The organism is Sphingomonas sp. (assembly GCF_004799495.1).
Classification (GTDB): Bacteria; Pseudomonadota; Alphaproteobacteria; order Sphingomonadales; family Sphingomonadaceae; genus Sphingomonas.
Window position 1 is genome coordinate 251,835 of record NZ_SSMY01000004.1, and the last position, 17,777, is coordinate 269,611.

A 17,777-nucleotide genomic window follows, 5' to 3' on the forward strand; every position below is an offset into this window, starting at 1 on the left:
TCTTCGTTTCGTTGGAACCCGCTCAACCGATCAGGCGGGAGAGGGTTGCGGCGGTGAAATCCACCATGGGCACGACGCGCGCATAGTTCAACCGTGTCGGGCCAATCACGCCGACCACGCCGACCACGCGGCCGTCGATCCCGCGGAAGGGTCGCGCAATGACGGAGGAGCCGCTGAGCGCGAACAATTTGTTCTCGGCGCCGATGAAGATGCGCGTCGAATCGCCGGTGCGGGCGCTGTCGAGCAAAGTCGCGATCTCCTGCTTGCCCTCCAGATCGTCGAGCAAGTCGCGAACGCGCTCGAGATCCTCGGCGGCGGCGGCGTCGATCAGCCGCCCCTGCCCGCGCACGATCAGGACGGGACGTCGATTGCCATCCTCGCTCCACACCGCGATACCCTGTTCGACCAGCACCGCCGCCGCCCTGTCGAGCGCGGCGCGGTCGGCGGCGAGCTGGCGGTCAAGCCGTGCCCGCGCCTCGGCCAGCGTCAGCCCCGACAAGGTGGCGCTCATGTAATTGCCCGCCTCGACCAGCGTCGATGCGGTCGTGCCGGGCGCGAGATCGACGACGCGGTTCTCGACCTGCCCGTCATCGCCGACGATCACCGCGAGCGCGCGGGTCGGCGATAGAGGCACGAAGCTGATCGAGCGCAGCACGAGCTCGGCCTTGGGCACCAGCACCAGCCCGGCGCACGCCGACAGCCCGCTGAGCGCCGCGGTGGTCGCCGCCAGCGCCTCCTCGACCGGCCCGGCGCGCACCGCGCGCCCCTCGATCGCGGCGCGCTCCTCCGCCGACGGCTCCGCCACCCGCATCATCCCGTCGACGAACATGCGCAGACCCAGATCGGTCGGCAACCGCCCCGCCGAGGTATGCGGCGCGGCGAGCAGCCCCAGCCCCTCCAGCTCGTGCATCACGTTGCGGATCGACGCCGGCGACAGCGCGAAAGCCCCCGCATCGGCGAGCGTGCGCGACCCGACCGGCTGCCCGGTCTCCAGATACCCCTCCACCACCGCGCGAAAGATATCGCGCGCGCGGTCGCTGAGCTCGGTGACGGGGGTGGTCATGACTGCGATGTAGGCTGGCGTCGCGGCGAGTCAAAGACTAGGCACGCCGCTGACAGTCACCGTGCTCCTGCGAAAGCAGGAGCCCAGGGCGCCAAGCGACTCGATCGTGGCCCCTGGACCCCTGCTTTCGTAGGGGTGCTAAGTAAGGAAGATAGAATGCGCCCCAGCGGTCGCGCGCCCGATCAGATGCGCGCCATCACCATCGAACCGCACTTCACCCGCCATGCCGAGGGATCGGTGCTAATCGGGTTCGGCGACACGCGTGTGCTGGTCACCGCCAGCGTCGAGGATCGCCTGCCGCCGTGGCTGCGCGGCAAGGGGCAGGGCTGGGTCACCGCCGAATACGGCATGCTGCCGCGTGCCACGCACACGCGAGGGTCGCGCGAGGCCGCGAAGGGCAAGCAATCGGGGCGGACGCAGGAGATCCAGCGGCTGATCGGACGCTCGCTCCGTGCTGTCACCGACCTCAAGCTGCTCGGCGAGCATCAGATCACGCTCGATTGCGATGTGATCCAGGCCGACGGCGGCACCCGCACCGCGGCGATTTCGGGCGCGTGGGTCGCGCTGCGGCTCGCGGTCAACGGGCTGCTCAAGGACGGCAAGATCGCCGCCGACCCGCTGACGCAGAAGGTCGCGGCGGTGTCGTGCGGCATCTATCAGGGCACACCGGTGCTCGATCTCGACTACGACGAGGATTCGAGCGCCGATGCCGACGCCAATTTCGTCCTCCTCGAAAACGGCCATATCGCCGAGGCGCAGGCCACCGCCGAGCACGCGACGTACGACGAGGAAGCCCTTTTGCGCTTGCTGCGTTTGGCTCGCATCGGCTGCAACGATATTTTCGCAGCGCAAGCGAAGGCGACGGCATGAGCGGACCGGATGAAGGAATTGGGGGCGACGCCCCCCAGGCGATCCGCAAGCTTCAGCCCGGCAAGCTGGTCATCGCCAGCCATAACGAGGGCAAGGTTCGCGAAATCCGCGCGCTGCTCGCGCCCTACGGGATCGAGCCGGTCTCGGCAAAGTCGCTCGACCTGCCCGAGCCCGAGGAAACCGGGACCACCTTCGTCGCCAATGCCGAGCTGAAGGCGATGCAGGCGGCCGATCTGTCGGGCCTGCCCGCGCTGGCCGACGACAGCGGGCTATGCGTCGAGGCGCTCAACGGCGACCCCGGCATCTTCTCCGCGCGCTGGGCCGGCGAGAGCAAGGACTTCGGCCTCGCGATGCAGCTGGTCGAGGACAATCTCCAGAAGCTCGAGCCGTCGGTCGACCGCGACGCGCATTTCGTCTGCGCGCTCGCGCTGGCATGGCCCGACGGGCACGTCGAATGGTTCGAGGGGCGCGTCGACGGCGTGCTGGTGTGGCCGCCGCGCGGGAAGAACGGCTTCGGCTATGACGCGATGTTCCTGCCCGACGGGCACGACCGCACGTTCGGGGAGATGGCGGCGGACGAGAAGACCCCGCTCACCCACCGCGCCGACGCGTTCCGGCAGCTGGTCGCGGCGGTGCTCTAGTCGCTAGCGCGCACGGCTGCCCATCACGTTCCCCGGCGACGAATAGCGGCAGACCACAAAATCATTGTCGCCGCCGCTGGCGAGCGCGCAGCCGACGCGCGTCGTGCCGCGCCAGATGATCTGGGTATAGTGGCCGACATCGCGCCAATTCCCGGTCGTGCTTAGGTTAGGCATCGCACCGTCGACGAAGTAACGTTGCTCGTCGACCCAGGTATCGACCATCTGCGCGTAGCTGAAATAGCCGCGCGACCCCATCCAGAGGTTCTCGCCCTCGCCCGCGGGATCGCCGCCCCGCGGCCAGGTCGAATGCTCGAAGCGCCCGGTTTCGGCGATATGGTCCGCCCAGACCGCCGCGTCGGCCGCTAGCCGATCGTCCCATGTGAGCGGCGGCACCCCGGCAGCGGCGCGCGCTTCGTTCTGTCCGTCGAGCATCGCGCGCTCGAACGCGCCGGCGCCGCGTTCGCCCGGTGCCGGCGCGGCAGCGGTAAGCGCGAACATCGCCAGCGCGGCCAATCCGTGATTTTTCATATCCCTACCCCGATCGGCCGCACGCCGATCCCCTTCGCGCCCCGCGCGCGAGCCATCGACATACCCGGCCACGCCGTGAAAAGCCAATGGTTCAGAAGGCTTTAACCCCGATAATGCCGCCGTTCGGCCCATACCGTACGACACGTGGCCGCTTTCCTAATCGTGCCGCCGCCGCCATATGCGCGGTCCGATGACCGAGCCGCTCGCCCTCTACGTCCATTGGCCGTTCTGCGTGTCGAAATGCCCGTATTGCGACTTCAACAGCCATGTCCGCGACAGCGTCGATCAGGCGGCGTGGCGCGACGCGATGCTCGCCGACCTGGCGCACGAAGCGCGCGAGCTGCCGGGGCGGACGCTGGGGTCGATCTTCTTCGGCGGCGGCACGCCTTCGCTGATGCCGCCCGAGACGGTCGCGGCGGTGCTGAACGCGGCGGAAAACGCATGGGGGTTCGCGCCCGATATCGAAATCACGCTGGAGGCCAATCCCTCGTCGGTCGAGGCGGCGCGGTTCGCCGACCTCGCGGCCGCGGGGGTTAACCGGGTGAGCCTGGGGCTACAGGCGCTCGACGACGCGGCGCTCGCGTTCCTCGGCCGCGCGCACGACGTGGCCGAAGGATTGGGCGCGCTCGACGTAGCGCAGCGCGTGTTCGACCGCGTCAGCTTCGACCTGATCTATGCCCGCCCCGATCAATCGCTCGGCGACTGGCACGCCGAATTGACCCGCGCGCTCGCGTTCGGCACCGAGCATCTGTCGCTCTATCAGCTGACCGTCGAGCCGGGCACGCGCTTCGCCACCGAGGAGCGCGAAGGGCGTCTCATCCTGCCCGATGCGGATCGTGGCGCCGACTTGTTCGAGTTGACGCGCGAGACCACGGCGCGCGCCGGACTCCCGGCATACGAAATCTCCAACCACGCCAGGCCCGGCGCGGAGAGCCGCCATAACCTGACCTATTGGCGCTACCGCGATTATGCCGGGATCGGCCCCGGCGCACACGGGCGGCGCGGCGGGTTCGCGACGCGGCGGCGCCGGAAACCCGAGAACTGGATCGAGGCGGTCGCGCGCAATAGCCACGGCATCGAGGTCGAAGATCGGCTGACGTCCGGCGAGCGCGCGACCGAGGCGATGCTGATGGGACTGCGGCTGGCCGAAGGAATCGACCTCGCACGGATCGTGACGCTCGGCGAACGCCCGCTCGACATGCTGGTCGATACCCGTGCGACCGACCGGCTGGCCGATCAGGGACTGGTCGCGCGCGAGGGCAACCGACTGCGCGCGACCGACGCGGGCATGCCAGTCCTCAACGCGATCCTGGCGGAAGTCGTGTCGGTGCGCGAGGCGGCCTAGAAGCCGGTCGGCGCCGGCGACACCGTCACCGTCGTTCCGCCGCGCACTTCCTGCACCTCGAGCGCGCGCTCGGCGAAGCCGTCGCGGCCGAAGCGGAACGCGCCGTCGATCCCGGCGAACCCGCCCTTGTCGCGCAGCCGGTCCTCCGGAAACGGCCGCCCGATCGGCCAGTCGCGCGCGATGCGAATCGTCAGCAGCACGGCGTCATAGCCCATGCTCGACAGCCGGTACGGCGCGGCGCCGAAGCGAGTGCGGTATTTGGTTGCATACTGACGATAGAGGTTGTCGGGGACGCTTGCGAACCACGCGCCGTTGAGCGACGGCTTGGTGAGGACCGACGCCTCGTTGTTCCAGCGCTCGGTACCGAGCACGCGCGCGCCCGGCTCGCCCTTGCGCATCAGCGTGACGACGCCGGCCGCCGCCGCGCCATCGTCGACGATCAGCACCGCGCCGACCGACCCCGCCCGGCCGAGCCGCGCCGCCGCACCGGCGATCGACGCCGCCGTCCGATCGTAGTTCTGGAGCGAAACCACTTGCCCCTTGGCGCCTTCCACCGCGCGCAGGAAAGCGGTCGACGCGCGCTGGCCATACACGCCATTGGCGACCAGCGCGCCATAGGTCGTGACACCCTGCCCGCGCGCATAATCGACGACGCGTTCGATCGATTGCGCGGGCGAATAGCCCATCAGATACGCGCCGCTGCCGGCGAGACTCGTGTCGTTCGAGAAACCGATCACCGGCACCCCGGCGCGCTTGGCGACCGGCAGCACGGCGCGGACGTCGTCGGCGAGCAACGGCCCGAGGATCAGCCGCGCGCCATCGTCGATCGCCTTCTGCGCCGCGGCCGCCGGCCCGGTCGCGGTGTCGTAGGAGGTCACGCGCAGCTCGGCATTGTCGGTGTCGAGCAACGCGAGCTGAGTCGCGTTGGCGATGCTGCGCCCGACCGCGCCGTTGGTCCCGGTCAGTGGCACCAGCAGCGCCACCATATGGTGCTCGTTGTCGGTCGGCAGGCCGGGGGTAATCACCGGCTCGTACGGGCGTGGCGCTTCGTTGACCGGCTGATAGACCGGCGGCGCGGTGCGCGGCACGACGGTGGAGCAAGCCGATGCGAGGATCGCCATGGCCAGCACGGCGGCTCGCTTCAACAAGCGTTGCCCTGTGGTTGCACCCTCTGCCATGACACGTCCCCTGATGACTGATACGCTTGTGCCCGGTCTCTACATCGTCGCGACCCCGATCGGCAATCTCGGCGACCTGTCCCCGCGCGCCGCGCAGGTGCTCAGCCACGCCGACCTGATCGCGGTGGAGGATACGCGCGTCACCGCGGGACTGCTGCGGCACATCGGCGTGAAGCGGCCGATGATCGCGTACCACGATCACAACGCCGACCGCGTCCGGCCCGGTCTGATCGCGCGACTCGGCAGCGAGGCGATCGCGCTGGTCAGCGACGCCGGGACGCCGCTGATCTCTGATCCCGGGTATAAGCTGGTGCGCGACGCCCGCGCGGCGGGGCATGCGGTGGTAACGATCCCGGGCCCGTGTGCGGCGGTCGCGGCGCTGACGCTCGCCGGGTTGCCGACCGACCGCTTCCTGTTCGCCGGGTTCCTGCCGTCGAAGGCCGGCGCGCGAGCCGAAGCGATCGCCGAGATCACGAGCGTGCGCGCGACCCTGGTGTTCTACGAATCGGGGCCGCGGCTCGCCGCGACGCTGGCCGCGCTCGAACAGGGGCTGGGCAATCGCGAAGCGGCGGTTACGCGCGAGATCACCAAGAAGTTCGAGGAAGCGGTGACGGGTACGCTGTCGAGCCTCGCCATGCGCTACGCTGAGGCCGGGCCACCCAAGGGCGAGATCGTGGTCGTCGTCGCGCCGCCGGGTGCGCCGGAGGCAGCGAATGAGGCGGATGCCGACGCCGCGCTTGCGGAGGCGCTGACTCGCCTACCCGCATCGAAAGCGGCGGGCGAGGTGGCGAAGAAGCTCAACCTCGACCGGCGCGAGCTCTACGCACGTGCGCTGGCGATGAAATGAGGGATCGGCAGGCCGCCGAGGCCGCAGGCCGGCGTGGTGAGCGGATCGCGGCGTGGTGGCTCCGGCTAAAGGGCTGGCGGATCCTCGACCGTCGCGTTCGCACGCCCGCGGGTGAGGTCGACCTGATCGCGAAACGCGGGAACCTCATAGCGTTCGTTGAAGTGAAAGCGCGCGCGACCGACGCCGAGCTCGATTTCGCAATCGACGAACGCCGTCTGTCGCGCGTCGCCGCGGCGGCCGAAGTGCTGATGCCGCGCTACGCGACCGCCGGGGAGGATATTCGTGTCGACGTGATCCTCATTGCCCCCGGCGCGGTGCCCCGCCATATCGAAAACGCCTGGATGGGGTGACTTAGTCTAATACGTCACTTACGACGGCTCGCAAGGAGTGATCATGCCGCTGACCGTCGCCGTCCAGATGGATCCCATGGAGTCGATCAACATCGCAGGCGATTCGAGCTTCGCGCTGATGCTGTCGGCACAGGCGCGCGGGCATCGGCTGTTCCATTATACCGCCGACGCGCTGAACTATGCCGACGGCCGCGTCTGGGCGAAGGCGCACCCGGTCACGGTCGAGCGGGTTCAGGGCAAACATTTCAGCTTCGGCGATCCGGTCGATCTCGACCTGGGCGATGAGGCCGACGTCGTGCTGATGCGGCAGGACCCGCCGTTCGACCTCGGCTACATCACCGCGACGCACCTGCTCGAACGCATCGCCAATCGGACGCTGGTGGTGAACGATCCGGTCAGCGTGCGCAACGCGCCCGAAAAAGTCTTCGTGCTCGATTTCGCGCGCTTCATGCCGCCGACGCTGGTGACGCGCAGCCTGGAGGAAGCGCGCAAGTTCCTTCACGCGCACGGCGAAATCGTCGTCAAGCCGATCCACGGCAACGGCGGCAAGGCGATCTTCAAGGTCGGGCGCGACGGGCTCAACCTGTCGGCGCTGATCGAGGTGTTCAACCAGACGTGGCGCGAGCCGCACATGCTCCAGGCGTTCCTGCCCGGTGTGGCGGAGGGCGACAAGCGCATCGTGCTGGTCGACGGCGAGGTCGCGGGCGCGATCAACCGCATCCCCGGCGCGGGCGAATTCCGCTCCAACCTCGCGGTCGGCGGATCGGCGGCGAAGACCGCGCTGACTGCAAGGGAACGCGAAATCTGCGCCGCGCTCGGCCCCGAGCTCAAGAAGCGCGGGCTGCTGTTCGTCGGGATCGACGTGATCGGCGGCGAATGGCTGACCGAGATCAACGTCACGTCGCCGACCGGGATCGTCGCGATCGAGAAGCTCGACGGGGTCGATGTCGCGGCAATGATCTGGGACGCGATCGAGGCAAAGGTGCGCGCGCGTGCTTGAACGCTTTGGCCGTAAACGGCGTCGCGACGAATGACCCAATGGTTCCTCGATGGCCTCGAGCAATGGGGCTATCTCGCGATCTTCCTGTGGATGGCGCTCGAAAACATCATCCCGCCGGTGCCGTCCGAAGTCATCATGGGCTTCGCCGGGATCGCGGTCGCGCACGGCAAGCTCAGCTACTGGGGCGTGATGGTGTCGGGCACGCTCGGTTCCACCGCGGGCAATTACTTCTGGTACTGGATCGGCCGCAACGTGCCGCTCCAGCGCCTCAAGCCGTTCGTCGAGCGCAACGGTCGCTGGCTGACGGTCGAATGGCGCGATGTGGAGCGGATCGACAATTTCTTCTTCCGCCACGGCCAGTGGCTGGTGTTCGTGCTGCGCTTCGCGCCGTTCGGGCGCTCGATCGTGTCGCTGCCGGCGGGCGTATCGAAGATGCCGCGCTGGAAGTTCATCGTCTGGACGCTGGCGGGGACGACGATCTGGAACGCATTCCTGACCGGCGCGGGATGGTACCTCGGCAGCAATTTTCGCGAGGCCGAGGGTTGGACAGGCCCGGCGGCGGTCGCGATCTGCGCGGCCGTAGTCGTTTGGTACGTCTGGCGCGTCGTGAAGTGGAAGCCGAAAGGCTAAGCGCGCGGGTGCGCGTTGCGATAGACGTCGAGCAAGTGCGCGGCGTCGACGGCGGTGTAGATCTGGGTCGAGCTGAGGCTCGCATGGCCGAGCAGTTCCTGTAGTTGGCGCAAGTCCGCCCCGCGCCCGAGCAGGTGCGTCGCGAAGCTGTGGCGCAGCGCGTGCGGCGTGGTGCGGTCGGTGAGGCCGAGCCGCGTACGCGCGGCCTGCACCGACTTGCGCACGACACCCGCCGATAGCGGCCCGCCCTTCGCGCCGCGGAAAAGCGCCTCGCCGCGATCCACCGGCCATGGCGACGCAGCGACGTAATCGTCGATCGCGTCGCGCACTTGCGGCAGCAGCGGCACGATCCGCGTCTTGTCGCGCTTCCCCGTCACCGCCATCGTCTCGCCGAGCGGCAGAACCGCACCGGTCAGCCCCACCGCCTCGCCGATTCGCAACCCCGCACCGTAGAGCAGCAACAGGATCGCCCAGTCGCGCGCGCCGATCCACGGTTCGGCGGCATCCTCCGCCACCTCCTCGGCCAGTGCGACCGCGTCGGCGGGCGCGACCGGGCGCGGCACGCCCTTCTTGACGCGCGGCCCCTTGATGCGCGGCGAGGCGTCGTCGCCGCCCACCCACTTGAGGAAGGTTCGCACCGCCGACAACTCACGCGCGGCGGAGGCATTGCCCAGCCCTTGCCCGCGCCGATGCGCCAGATAGGCGCGCAGATCAGCCGCGCTCACCTTGCCGAGCGCGGCGGGCGCAATTGCCTCACCCCAGTGCTCGCCGAGAAACTGGATCAGCCGAACCGCCGTCGCCTCGTACGCGCGCACGGTATGCGCCGAACGCCGCCGGTCGCGCGCCAGATGCCGGCCGAATTCGCCGGGTAAATCGTTCACGGGCGCCGCGACCGTTGCTTGGCGGAGATCGATTTGATGATCAGTCCGCCCCCACCCGCCGGATCGATCGGCACCGCAACGATTGCATGCGCCGCGTCGAGCAACGCCCACACCGCCGGATCGTCCAGCCGATTACCGATCAGCTTGACGTGCCGTACCACGCTGCCGCCGCCTTCGAGCAAACCCGCCGGATCGGACAAACTCGGTCCATTGGTCAGGAACAGGCTGACCCAACGCGGATAGAGCGCAATCGAGCAGACGATCCCGCTGACCTTGTCGGTCGCGCCGAAGCCGATCGCGAGCGCGTTGTAATTGTCGTAGACCAGCATTGTCGCGCCCGGCAGCCGCGCCTTGACCGCCGCGATCGCCTCGCGCGCTCGCGCCGCCACCTCGGGCGTGAACTTGTCGATAAAGCCGTCGAGTTGTTCTTGCGGTGTCATTGGGGTGCCCTTGCCGCGATTCCTATATTAGTCGCATGCCAATGTCCCGCGCCCGCGTCCTCGTCATGAATTCCGCGCTCGGCCCGCTCGATTATCGTGTCCCGCACGGGATGGAGGTCGAGCCGGGGTCGCTCGTCGTCGCGCCGCTCGGTCCGCGGCAATTGCTCGGCGTGGTGTGGGAGCCCGAGCGGATGCCGAGCGACGCGGAGGTCGGGGACAACCGCCTTCGCAACCTGATGGGCGTGCTTCCCGTCCCGCCGCTGACCGACGCGATGCGGCGGCTGATCGAGTGGACGTCGGACTATTATCTTGCTGCCCCCGCGTCGGTCGCGCGGATGGCGCTGCCCTCGACCTCGGCGCTGGAGGGCGCGCGCACCGTCACCGAATATCGCGCGACCGGCAACCTACCCGAGCGGCTGACCCCGCAGCGCGCGCAAGCGCTCGAGCGGATCGGCGACCGGCAGGGGCTGGTGCGCGAATTGGCGACCATCGCCGATGTCAGCGACGGCGTGATCCGCGGGCTGTGCAAGGCCGGCGCGATCGAAGCGGTCGAGGTCGATATCGACAGCCCCTTCCCGCTTCCCGACCCCGATCATGCCGTGCCGAAGCTGTCGGTCGAACAGCAGGCGGCGGCGGACGCGCTGGTGGCTGGCGTCGCGGCGCACGACTTTCAGCCGACCCTGCTCGACGGCGTCACCGGATCGGGCAAGACCGAGGTCTATTTCGAGGCGATCGCCGCGGCGATCCGCGCCGGGCGCCAGACGCTCGTCCTGCTCCCCGAAATCGCGCTGACCGAGCCGTTCCTCCAGCGCTTCACCGCGCGGTTCGGGTGCGAGCCGGTGGCGTGGCACTCCGGTCTGCGCCAGTCGCAACGCCGCCGCGCGTGGCGCGCGATCGCGACGGGGCAAGCGCTCGTCACGGTCGGCGCGCGCTCGGCGCTGTTCCTGCCGTATAGCAACCTCGGCCTGATCGTGGTCGACGAGGCGCACGAGACGAGCTTCAAGCAGGAAGAAGGCGTCCATTACCACGCGCGCGACGTCGCGGTGATGCGCGGCAAGTTCGAGGGCGTGCCGGTCATCCTCGCCACCGCCACGCCCGCGATCGAGACGCGCCAGCAGGTCGAGATCGGCAACTACGCGGAGCTCAAGCTCCCCGGCCGCTATGGCGCGGCGGAAATGCCCGAGATCGCGGCGATCGATCTGCTCCAGAACCCGCCCGAGCGCGGACGCTGGATCGCGCCCACGCTGATCGCGGCGATCGACGAGACGCTCGAGCGCGGCGAACAGGCGCTGCTGTTCCTCAACCGCCGCGGCTATGCCCCGTTGACGCTCTGCCGCGCGTGCGGGCACCGTTTCCAATGCCCGAATTGCACCGCATGGATGGTCGAGCACCGCCTCGTCCGCCGCCTGTCGTGCCACCATTGCGGGCACATCATGCCGACCCCGCACGAATGCCCCGAATGCCATGCCGAGGATTCGCTCGTCGCGTGCGGCCCCGGAGTCGAACGCATCGCCGACGAAGCGGCCGCGCTGTGGCCGGAGGCGAGCACCGCAATTGTAACGAGCGACACAATCTGGTCCCCCGCCAAGGCCGCCGAATTCGTCAACCGGATGGAAGCGGGCGAGATCGACATTGTCATCGGCACGCAGCTGGTAACGAAGGGTTATCATTTCCCGAACCTGACGCTGGTCGGGGTGATCGACGCCGATCTCGGGCTCGGCGGCGGCGATTTGCGCGCGGCGGAGCGCACTTTCCAGCAGATCATGCAGGTCGCCGGTCGCGCGGGGCGCGGCGAGAAGCCGGGCCATGTCTATATCCAGACGCACGACCCCTCGCACCCGGTGATGGCCGCGCTCATTTCCGGCGATGCCGACGCGTTCACCGCCGCCGAAACGCACGAACGCCGTGAAGCCGGGGCGCCGCCGTTCGGCCGCTACGCAGCGATCGTGGTCAGTTCCGAGGACCAGTCCGCCGCGCACGACATCGCCCAGCTGGTCGGCCGCACCGCGCCCCGGATCGACGGCATGGAGGTTTATGGCCCCGCCCCCGCTCCGCTCGCGATGCTACGCGGCCGCCACCGTTACCGGCTGCTCGTCCATGCCCGCCGCGCGCTCGACGTGCAGGACATCATCCGCGACTGGCTCGGCGGCCTCGACTGGCCGAGCAAGGTCCGCGTGATCGTCGATATCGATCCCTATAGCTTTGTCTGAAACGCTTGCCCCGGCCGTGGCCGCTGGCTAGCCTGTGGCCATCGGTTCGGGGGCTCAAGATGTTCAAAAAGATACTACTTTCGGCGGCTTGCGGGATCCTGCCGGCGACGGCGCACGCGACGTGGCGGTCGGCCACCTCGACCCATTTCGTGATCTATACCGAGGGTTCGGAAGCAAGCGCGAAGGAGCTCGCGGTCAAGCTCGAAAAGTTCGAATTCGTCATGCGCACGGTCGCGGGTGTCAAGCAGGCGGGCAGCCCGATCCGCACCAAGGTCTATATGCTGCCCAACAGCGAGGCGGTGCAGGCGACGATGCCGTTCGGCGGGTCGCCGGGCGTAGCGGGCTATTTCGACGGCGACATGCGCGGCCCCTATGCGGTGATGACTCGCACCGACACCGGCGACTCCTATGGGCTCGCCGCGCAGACGGTGCTGTTCCACGAACTGTCGCACCAGTTCATGTTCCGCTTTTTCCCCGCCGCCTACCCGACCTGGTACGTCGAGGGGTTCGCCGATTTCTACGGTACGATGACGATCGATTCGAACGACCGGGTCGAGATCGGCCGACCGCTCGAAAACCGCTACCTCGCGTTCACCGGCAACAACTGGATGCCGATCGCCAAGCTGTTGTCGGCGCGCAACTATGGCGACGTCGGCGACGTATCGATGCTGTATTCCGAAGGGTGGCTGCTGGTCCATTATCTGAGTACGACCGACAAACGGTCGGGCCAGCTCGCGAAATATCTTTCCGCGATCAACGCCGGCACCAGCTTCGAGGACGCGGCGCGTCTGGCGTTCGGCGATCTTGGCAAGCTCAACGCTGAGTTGTTCGACTATTCGGATCACTACCGCCAGCAGATCATGGTGCTACCGTTCAAGCAGATCGATCCCGGCAAGGTCGAACTCGCCACGCTGACGCCCGCGCAACAGGCGCTGATCGGATACGATATCCGGCTCGATTCGGGCGTGCCCGCGGCCGAGGTGGCGGGTTTCGCCGATCAAGTCGCGGCTGTCGCCAAGCGGTTTCCCGACAATCCCTATGCGCTCGGCATCCTGACCGATGCGCAACGGCTGGCCGGTCGCGATGCCGACGCGCTGGCCACCGTCGCGCACTGGATTCAGATCGCGCCGAACGATGGCTTGGCGCTAATGCACAAGGCCGCGATCGAGATGGCGGCGCTGCGCGCGGCGAAGGAGACCGATCCGGAAAAATGGAAGGCGCTGCGCCGCCTCCTCGGCCAGGCCAACACGCTGACCCCCAACGATCCACGCATCCTGCGCACCTATTACGACGTCTACGCCGCGCAAGGCGGGTTGCCGCCGGAAAGTGCGCAGGGGGTGTTGGTCCAGGCGTTCGACCTCCTGCCCGAGGTCGAGGACCTGCGGCTCGAAGTGGCGCTTGACTTCGAACGGCGCGGCGAGTTCCAGGACGCGATCACGACGATCAAGCCGATCGCCTATACGTTGCGCGCCGACGCCGACCTGAGCCCCGCACAAAAGGCGCGCCGCGACAAGGAAAAGGCGCGGTATCGCATGGCCGGCCAGCCGGCGGTCGGCGGCGATACGCCCCGCCAGGTACTCGAACGGCTGGAACGTGAACTGGCGGCCGCCAAGCCCAAGCCAGCGTGAGCACGCGATCGCCGCTATCGAGACCTAGGCTTGGTCCGCAATTCGCGATAAAACCGGCGAAATCAAGTCGGTCGGGGGTTAAGATGATCCGCAAGCTGTTGTTGTCCGCCGCGGCGCTGGCAATCGTGCCCGGCACTGCCCATGCAGCCTGGTATCAGGCTAGCTCGAAGCACTTCGTCGTCTACGACAACGAGAGTCCGGACAAGGTCAAGGCCTATACCGAGAAGCTCGAGCGTTTCGACCAGGCGATCCGGTATTGGCACCATATGCCGGAGGATACGCGCGGGCCGTCTGCGCGCGTCACGATCTTCGTGCTGAGCGATACCGACGAGGTTGCAAAGGTGTTCGGCAAGGGCGGAGGGGAAGTCGCCGGGTTCTACGACCCGCGCGCCAGCGGATCGGTCGCGTTCACGCCGCGCAACGCCGGCGGAGATGCCGATTACGGCCTGAGCGCGCAGGCGATATTGTTTCACGAATATACCCACCATTTCATGCTCACGACCTTGACCGACGCGGCGTTCCCGCCGTGGTTGACCGAAGGGTTCGCGGAGCTTCACGCGACAGCGATCATCAAGCCGGACGGCAGCGTTCAGTTCGGCGCGGTCCCGCGCTATCGGCAATATACCATCGCGCGGTCGAACCTGTTGCCTGCGTCGCAATTGCTGCAACCCTATCCTGGGAATCTCGACGGAGAAAACCGCGATGCGCTCTACGCGCGGGGCTGGTTGCTGACGCATTATCTCACGTTCGATCCCGAGCGCCGCAAGCAGCTCGGCGCCTATCTCATCGCGATCAACTCGGGAAAGTCGGTGCCGGAGGCCGCAATGGCGTTCGGCGGGCTCAGCGGGCTCGACGGCAAGTTGGATGGTTGGCTGGCGCGCAAGAGCATGCCGTTCAACGTGATCAACGGGTCCGAACTCAAGATCGGCCAGATCGACGTTCGCGCGCTCACGCCCGCCGAGGCGGCGATGATGCCGGCGCTGATCGCGTCGGAGCGTGGCGTCGACGAAAAGACCGCGCCGCAGGTTGCCGACCTGGCGCGACGGCTGGCGGCGCCGTTCCCCAACGACCCGGCGGCGCAGAACGAACTGGCCGAGGCCGAGTTCGACGCCAAGAATTACGCCGCCGCGCAGGCCGCCGCCGACCGGGCGCTCGCCACCGATCCCAAATCGGTCCACGCGCTGATGTACAAGGGCATGGCACAGCAGGCGATGCTGGTCCGCGACAAGGTGACCGACAAGGACCGCTGGGCCGCGGCACGGCGCTGGTACCTCGCCGCCAACAAGGTGGATACCGAGGCGCCCGAGCCGCTCGTGCTGTTCTACACCAGCTTCGTCGAGGCCAAGGAAAAGCCGACCGAGAACGCCGACAACGCGATCCTCTACGCGTATCAGCTGGCGCCGTACGATCCTGGGGTACGATTGCAGGCGGCGACCGTGCTGCTCGAGCGGGACCAGGAAAAGGCGGCGCGGATCGCGCTGTATCCGGTTGCGTACAATATCGAGGAGGCAGGTCCGGCCAAAATCGCCCAGGCTGCGTTGAAAGCGCTCGACGCTGGCGACAAACCGGGGGCGATCAAGGCGCTGGCCGCGACCGACGAGAAGGACAAAAAAGGCGATCAGAAGAAGAACTGATCGCCGATGACGGCACGGGCCCCTGTCAACGCCGCGCCGAATCTGCCATGGCGCGGCGGATGACGAGGTTCCGGCTCTGGATGATGGCGGCGCTGGCCGCGCTGGGCAGCGTGTTGCTTGCGACCCCTGTTGCCGCCGACGACATCGCCGCGACCTCGCGCAGCGTGGTGCGCGTCGTCACCATCGCGATCGTCGATCAGGAAGTGGTCGGGTTCGGCCATGGCTCGGGCTTCGCGGTTGGGCCGAACCGCATCGTCACCAACGCGCATGTCGTCGAACTGGCGCAGCAATATCCCGACAATGTCGTGATCGGCGTCGTGCCGTCCGAAGGCAGTAAGTCGTACCAAGCGCGCGTCGTCGCGATCGACAGCAAGCGCGACCTTGCCTTGCTCGAAATCACCGGCGCGCGCATCCCGCCGGCGACGCTCTATTCGGGCACGCTCGACGACAGCGTCGGGCTGGTGTCGCTCGGCTATCCCGGCAATGTCGACGTCGCATCCGCGCAGTCGGCGGCGGACTATATCAAGCCGCTCTCGCCGGTTCGCTCCGAGGGATCGCTGTCCGCGACGCGGTCGGTATCGGGCGTCAACGTACTGCTCCACACCGCGAGCATTTCGCGCGGCAATTCGGGCGGGCCGGTGCTCGACCATTGCGGGCGCGTGCTCGGGGTCAATTCGGCGATCACGCGTGGCGAGGAGGGCGACGCCAATTTCGCCTTCGCGATCGCCGAAAGCGAGGTCGCAGCGTTCCTCAACCAGGCCAAACAGCCGTTCGCCGCGGTCAGCAACCCGTGCATGAGCCTGGAAGCGCGGATGAGCGCCGACCAGGCCGCCGACCGCGCCGCCGCGGAGGCCGCCGACGCTGCGCGACGCGAGGCCGCGTCGAAGGACCAGCTCGCCCACGAACAGGCGATCGAACAGGCGCACGCAGACGCGCAGCGCGGGTCGGAAAACGTGATCGCGATCGCCGCGTTGCTGCTCGTGCTCGGCGCGCTCGCGGTGGGCGGCGGCGGCATGCTCTACCAACGCGGCAAGCAACGCGAGGCGGTTTGGGCGGCGTCGGGCGGCGGGGTGCTGATGCTCGCGGCGATTATCGTGTTCCTCCTGCGCCCGAGCGACAAGCCGATGCTGCCCAAGGGCTATGACGTACCCGTCGCGACGCCGAGCGCCGCCGCGAGCGAACATCCGCTCGGCAAGATGGTATGCAAGTTCGTCCCCGAGCGCAGCCGCGTGACGGTGTCGAGCGCCGCCGACGTCAACCTGAATTGGGGGCAGGACGGGTGCATGAACGACCGCACGCAATATGCCGACGATAACGGAAAGTGGACTCGCGTGCTGGTGCCCGGCGACGAGCAGACCGTGTCAGTGCTCGAATTCGATCCCGCCACGCGGACCTACGTCAACTATCGATATTTCCTGAGCGCGACGCAGATGGACGCCGTGCGCAAGCTCCGTGCGCAGATCCCGCTCAAGCAATGCTCCGCCGACGCCGGCGCACGCGCGCAACTCGGCACGCAACAGCAATCGGTCCGCGCCGCGCTGCCGCCCAATTACAGCGAGAAACTGGTCTATTCCTGTTCAGCGGCGCCCTGACGCTGGCGCACCCATACCGGCGCGATAAATTTGCCCTGACGATGGGCGACGACCAGAAAAAAAACGCCGAGCGCCGTCGCGACGACCATCGCGGGCAAACCCGCTTCGGGACCGAACCGTCCTCCGGTAATCAGGTCGGACCCGCCGATCCATGGGCGTAGCAGCCCGTCCATCTTCAGTCCGGACACTGGTGTGCCGTAAATCCCGCCTTCCGCGAAATTCCATGCGGCATGAAGCCCGACCGCCACCCATAGCCGCCGCGTGATCATGTAAACCCCGGCAAGCATGATGCCCGCTTCGAACGCTATGCCGACCGCTGCGATCCAAGTCGCGCCGGGATTGAACAAATGCCCCGCGCCGAAAAACGCGGCGGAAAGCGCCAGCGCGGCCCAACTGCCCAACCACCGCTCGAACAGGCGGAAGAATAGCGCGCGGAGCGCAATCTCCTCGCTGAATCCGGGAAAGAGGCCGACCGCCAACGCCAGCGGGAGGACACCGGCGCCGTTGGTTCCGATGACGCGGTAGCTGCCGAGTGCGGCGGTTACGCCAACCACCGCGGTCAGTACCGCCACACCGATCGCAAGGCCGATGGTCAGTTCCTTCGGGGCGAACGATGGGGCGAATTCGACGACCGGGCGGCGCTCGACGTAGCGGACGAACAGCCAGTAAGCAGCGAAGAAGATCGCCGCGCCGATAACCGCGCCCGCGATCGTTCCGGTGCCCGTCGTGTTCGCACCGATCAGCCGACCGGCCTTGCTGCTGGCAAGTGCGCAGACGAAGATCATCGGCACCGACAATATCAGCAGCACCATGGGATGATGGACGACGCGCCAGAACGCGCTGTTGGGCGGTGTATTCGGTTCCGTCGGCAGCATGTCGTCCTCCCTTGCGCCGATCCTAGCCGCGCCGGTGTTCTATACAAGCAAAACAGTTGTCGCAA

Annotated in this window: 17 protein-coding genes; 11 read left to right on the top strand and 6 right to left on the bottom strand. The window is 67.7% G+C overall.

Features of this window, described 5'->3' with window-relative positions:
- Positions 1–22: 22 nt before the first annotated feature.
- Complete coding sequence (gene hrcA / locus E7773_RS05005) at positions 23–1,063, bottom strand: heat-inducible transcriptional repressor HrcA (protein ID WP_293988925.1); 1,041 nt, start codon at positions 1,061–1,063, stop codon at positions 23–25.
- Between the two features lie 156 nt (positions 1,064–1,219).
- On the opposite strand from hrcA, the gene rph reads away from it, so the two are divergent.
- Positions 1,220–1,933 (top strand): ribonuclease PH, encoded by a 714-nt coding sequence (gene rph / locus E7773_RS05010; protein WP_293988928.1) that lies wholly within the window; start codon positions 1,220–1,222, stop codon positions 1,931–1,933.
- Positions 1,930–2,574, top strand: a complete 645-nt coding sequence (gene rdgB, locus E7773_RS05015) for an RdgB/HAM1 family non-canonical purine NTP pyrophosphatase (RefSeq protein WP_293988930.1) — start codon at positions 1,930–1,932, stop codon at positions 2,572–2,574. The genes rph and rdgB overlap by 4 nt, the downstream gene beginning before the upstream one ends.
- A gap of 3 nt (positions 2,575–2,577) precedes the next feature.
- On the opposite strand, the gene E7773_RS05020 is transcribed toward rdgB, so the two are convergent.
- The gene (locus E7773_RS05020) at positions 2,578–3,102 is read right to left on the bottom strand and encodes a CAP family protein (protein WP_293988933.1); all 525 of its coding nucleotides are present in this window, start codon (positions 3,100–3,102) and stop codon (positions 2,578–2,580) included.
- 190 nt (positions 3,103–3,292) lie between these two features.
- On the opposite strand from E7773_RS05020, the gene hemW reads away from it, so the two are divergent.
- Positions 3,293–4,447 carry a radical SAM family heme chaperone HemW gene (hemW, locus tag E7773_RS05025; protein ID WP_293988936.1) on the top strand — a complete coding sequence of 385 codons (1,155 nt, stop codon included), beginning with the start codon at positions 3,293–3,295 and terminating at the stop codon, positions 4,445–4,447.
- Here the strand turns inward: hemW and E7773_RS05030 are convergent.
- Complete coding sequence (locus E7773_RS05030; RefSeq protein ID WP_293988941.1) at positions 4,444–5,625, bottom strand: penicillin-binding protein activator; 1,182 nt, start codon at positions 5,623–5,625, stop codon at positions 4,444–4,446. The genes hemW and E7773_RS05030 overlap by 4 nt on opposite strands.
- A gap of 13 nt (positions 5,626–5,638) precedes the next feature.
- On the opposite strand from E7773_RS05030, the gene rsmI reads away from it, so the two are divergent.
- The 4 genes from rsmI to E7773_RS05050 are packed head-to-tail and all read left to right on the top strand — an operon-like array spanning position 5,639 to position 8,452.
- A complete protein-coding gene (rsmI, locus tag E7773_RS05035) occupies positions 5,639–6,472 on the top strand; it encodes a 16S rRNA (cytidine(1402)-2'-O)-methyltransferase (RefSeq protein ID WP_293988944.1) in 834 nt (277 codons plus the stop codon).
- Entirely contained in the window at positions 6,469–6,822 is a 354-nt protein-coding gene (locus E7773_RS05040) for a YraN family protein (RefSeq protein WP_293988946.1), read from the top strand. Before rsmI ends, E7773_RS05040 begins: the two co-directional genes overlap by 4 nt.
- Before the next feature lie 43 nt (positions 6,823–6,865).
- Complete coding sequence (gshB, locus tag E7773_RS05045) at positions 6,866–7,822, top strand: glutathione synthase (protein WP_293988949.1); 957 nt, start codon at positions 6,866–6,868, stop codon at positions 7,820–7,822.
- A 30-nt stretch (positions 7,823–7,852) separates the two neighbouring features.
- The gene (locus E7773_RS05050; RefSeq protein WP_293988951.1) at positions 7,853–8,452 is read left to right on the top strand and encodes a DedA family protein; all 600 of its coding nucleotides are present in this window, start codon (positions 7,853–7,855) and stop codon (positions 8,450–8,452) included.
- On the opposite strand, the gene E7773_RS05055 is transcribed toward E7773_RS05050, so the two are convergent.
- Positions 8,449–9,333, bottom strand: a complete 885-nt coding sequence (locus E7773_RS05055; protein ID WP_293988954.1) for a tyrosine recombinase XerC — start codon at positions 9,331–9,333, stop codon at positions 8,449–8,451. The two genes, E7773_RS05050 and E7773_RS05055, sit on opposite strands and share 4 nt — an antisense overlap.
- Positions 9,330–9,773, bottom strand: a complete 444-nt coding sequence (locus E7773_RS05060) for a hypothetical protein (RefSeq protein WP_293988957.1) — start codon at positions 9,771–9,773, stop codon at positions 9,330–9,332. The genes E7773_RS05055 and E7773_RS05060 overlap by 4 nt, the downstream gene beginning before the upstream one ends.
- A 41-nt stretch (positions 9,774–9,814) precedes the next feature.
- Between E7773_RS05060 and E7773_RS05065 the strand changes: the two genes are divergently transcribed.
- From E7773_RS05065 to E7773_RS05080, 4 genes are all read left to right on the top strand, one after another.
- Positions 9,815–11,983: a primosomal protein N' gene (locus E7773_RS05065; RefSeq protein ID WP_293989054.1), complete on the top strand. Its 2,169-nt coding sequence runs from the start codon at positions 9,815–9,817 to the stop codon at positions 11,981–11,983.
- 59 nt (positions 11,984–12,042) lie between these two features.
- Positions 12,043–13,611 carry a hypothetical protein gene (locus E7773_RS05070; protein ID WP_293988959.1) on the top strand — a complete coding sequence of 523 codons (1,569 nt, stop codon included), beginning with the start codon at positions 12,043–12,045 and terminating at the stop codon, positions 13,609–13,611.
- An 83-nt stretch (positions 13,612–13,694) separates the two neighbouring features.
- The gene (locus E7773_RS05075) at positions 13,695–15,245 is read left to right on the top strand and encodes a hypothetical protein (protein WP_293988962.1); all 1,551 of its coding nucleotides are present in this window, start codon (positions 13,695–13,697) and stop codon (positions 15,243–15,245) included.
- Positions 15,246–15,304: 59 nt separating this feature from the next.
- Positions 15,305–16,837, top strand: a complete 1,533-nt coding sequence (locus E7773_RS05080) for a serine protease (protein ID WP_293988964.1) — start codon at positions 15,305–15,307, stop codon at positions 16,835–16,837.
- Here the strand turns inward: E7773_RS05080 and E7773_RS05085 are convergent.
- A complete protein-coding gene (locus E7773_RS05085) occupies positions 16,813–17,712 on the bottom strand; it encodes a type II CAAX endopeptidase family protein (RefSeq protein ID WP_293988967.1) in 900 nt (299 codons plus the stop codon). The two genes, E7773_RS05080 and E7773_RS05085, sit on opposite strands and share 25 nt — an antisense overlap.
- Positions 17,713–17,777: the final 65 nt, after the last annotated feature.

Bases quoted from the DNA above. Each gene is read 5' to 3' on its own strand.
- E7773_RS05070 (WP_293988959.1), top strand. From the start codon at position 12,043: ATGTTCAAAAAGATACTACTTTCGGCGGCTTGCGGGATCCTGCCGGCG.
- E7773_RS05040 (WP_293988946.1), top strand. From the start codon at position 6,469: ATGAGGGATCGGCAGGCCGCCGAGGCCGCAGGCCGGCGTGGTGAGCGG.
- gshB (WP_293988949.1), top strand. From the start codon at position 6,866: ATGCCGCTGACCGTCGCCGTCCAGATGGATCCCATGGAGTCGATCAAC.
- E7773_RS05020 (WP_293988933.1), bottom strand. From the start codon at position 3,102: ATGAAAAATCACGGATTGGCCGCGCTGGCGATGTTCGCGCTTACCGCT.
- hrcA (WP_293988925.1), bottom strand. From the start codon at position 1,063: ATGACCACCCCCGTCACCGAGCTCAGCGACCGCGCGCGCGATATCTTT.
- E7773_RS05065 (WP_293989054.1), top strand. From the start codon at position 9,815: ATGTCCCGCGCCCGCGTCCTCGTCATGAATTCCGCGCTCGGCCCGCTC.
- E7773_RS05030 (WP_293988941.1), bottom strand. From the start codon at position 5,625: ATGGCAGAGGGTGCAACCACAGGGCAACGCTTGTTGAAGCGAGCCGCC.
- rph (WP_293988928.1), top strand. From the start codon at position 1,220: ATGCGCCCCAGCGGTCGCGCGCCCGATCAGATGCGCGCCATCACCATC.
- hemW (WP_293988936.1), top strand. From the start codon at position 3,293: ATGACCGAGCCGCTCGCCCTCTACGTCCATTGGCCGTTCTGCGTGTCG.
- E7773_RS05085 (WP_293988967.1), bottom strand. From the start codon at position 17,712: ATGCTGCCGACGGAACCGAATACACCGCCCAACAGCGCGTTCTGGCGC.
- rsmI (WP_293988944.1), top strand. From the start codon at position 5,639: ATGACTGATACGCTTGTGCCCGGTCTCTACATCGTCGCGACCCCGATC.
- rdgB (WP_293988930.1), top strand. From the start codon at position 1,930: ATGAGCGGACCGGATGAAGGAATTGGGGGCGACGCCCCCCAGGCGATC.
- E7773_RS05050 (WP_293988951.1), top strand. From the start codon at position 7,853: ATGACCCAATGGTTCCTCGATGGCCTCGAGCAATGGGGCTATCTCGCG.
- E7773_RS05060 (WP_293988957.1), bottom strand. From the start codon at position 9,773: ATGACACCGCAAGAACAACTCGACGGCTTTATCGACAAGTTCACGCCC.
- E7773_RS05075 (WP_293988962.1), top strand. From the start codon at position 13,695: ATGATCCGCAAGCTGTTGTTGTCCGCCGCGGCGCTGGCAATCGTGCCC.
- E7773_RS05080 (WP_293988964.1), top strand. From the start codon at position 15,305: ATGACGAGGTTCCGGCTCTGGATGATGGCGGCGCTGGCCGCGCTGGGC.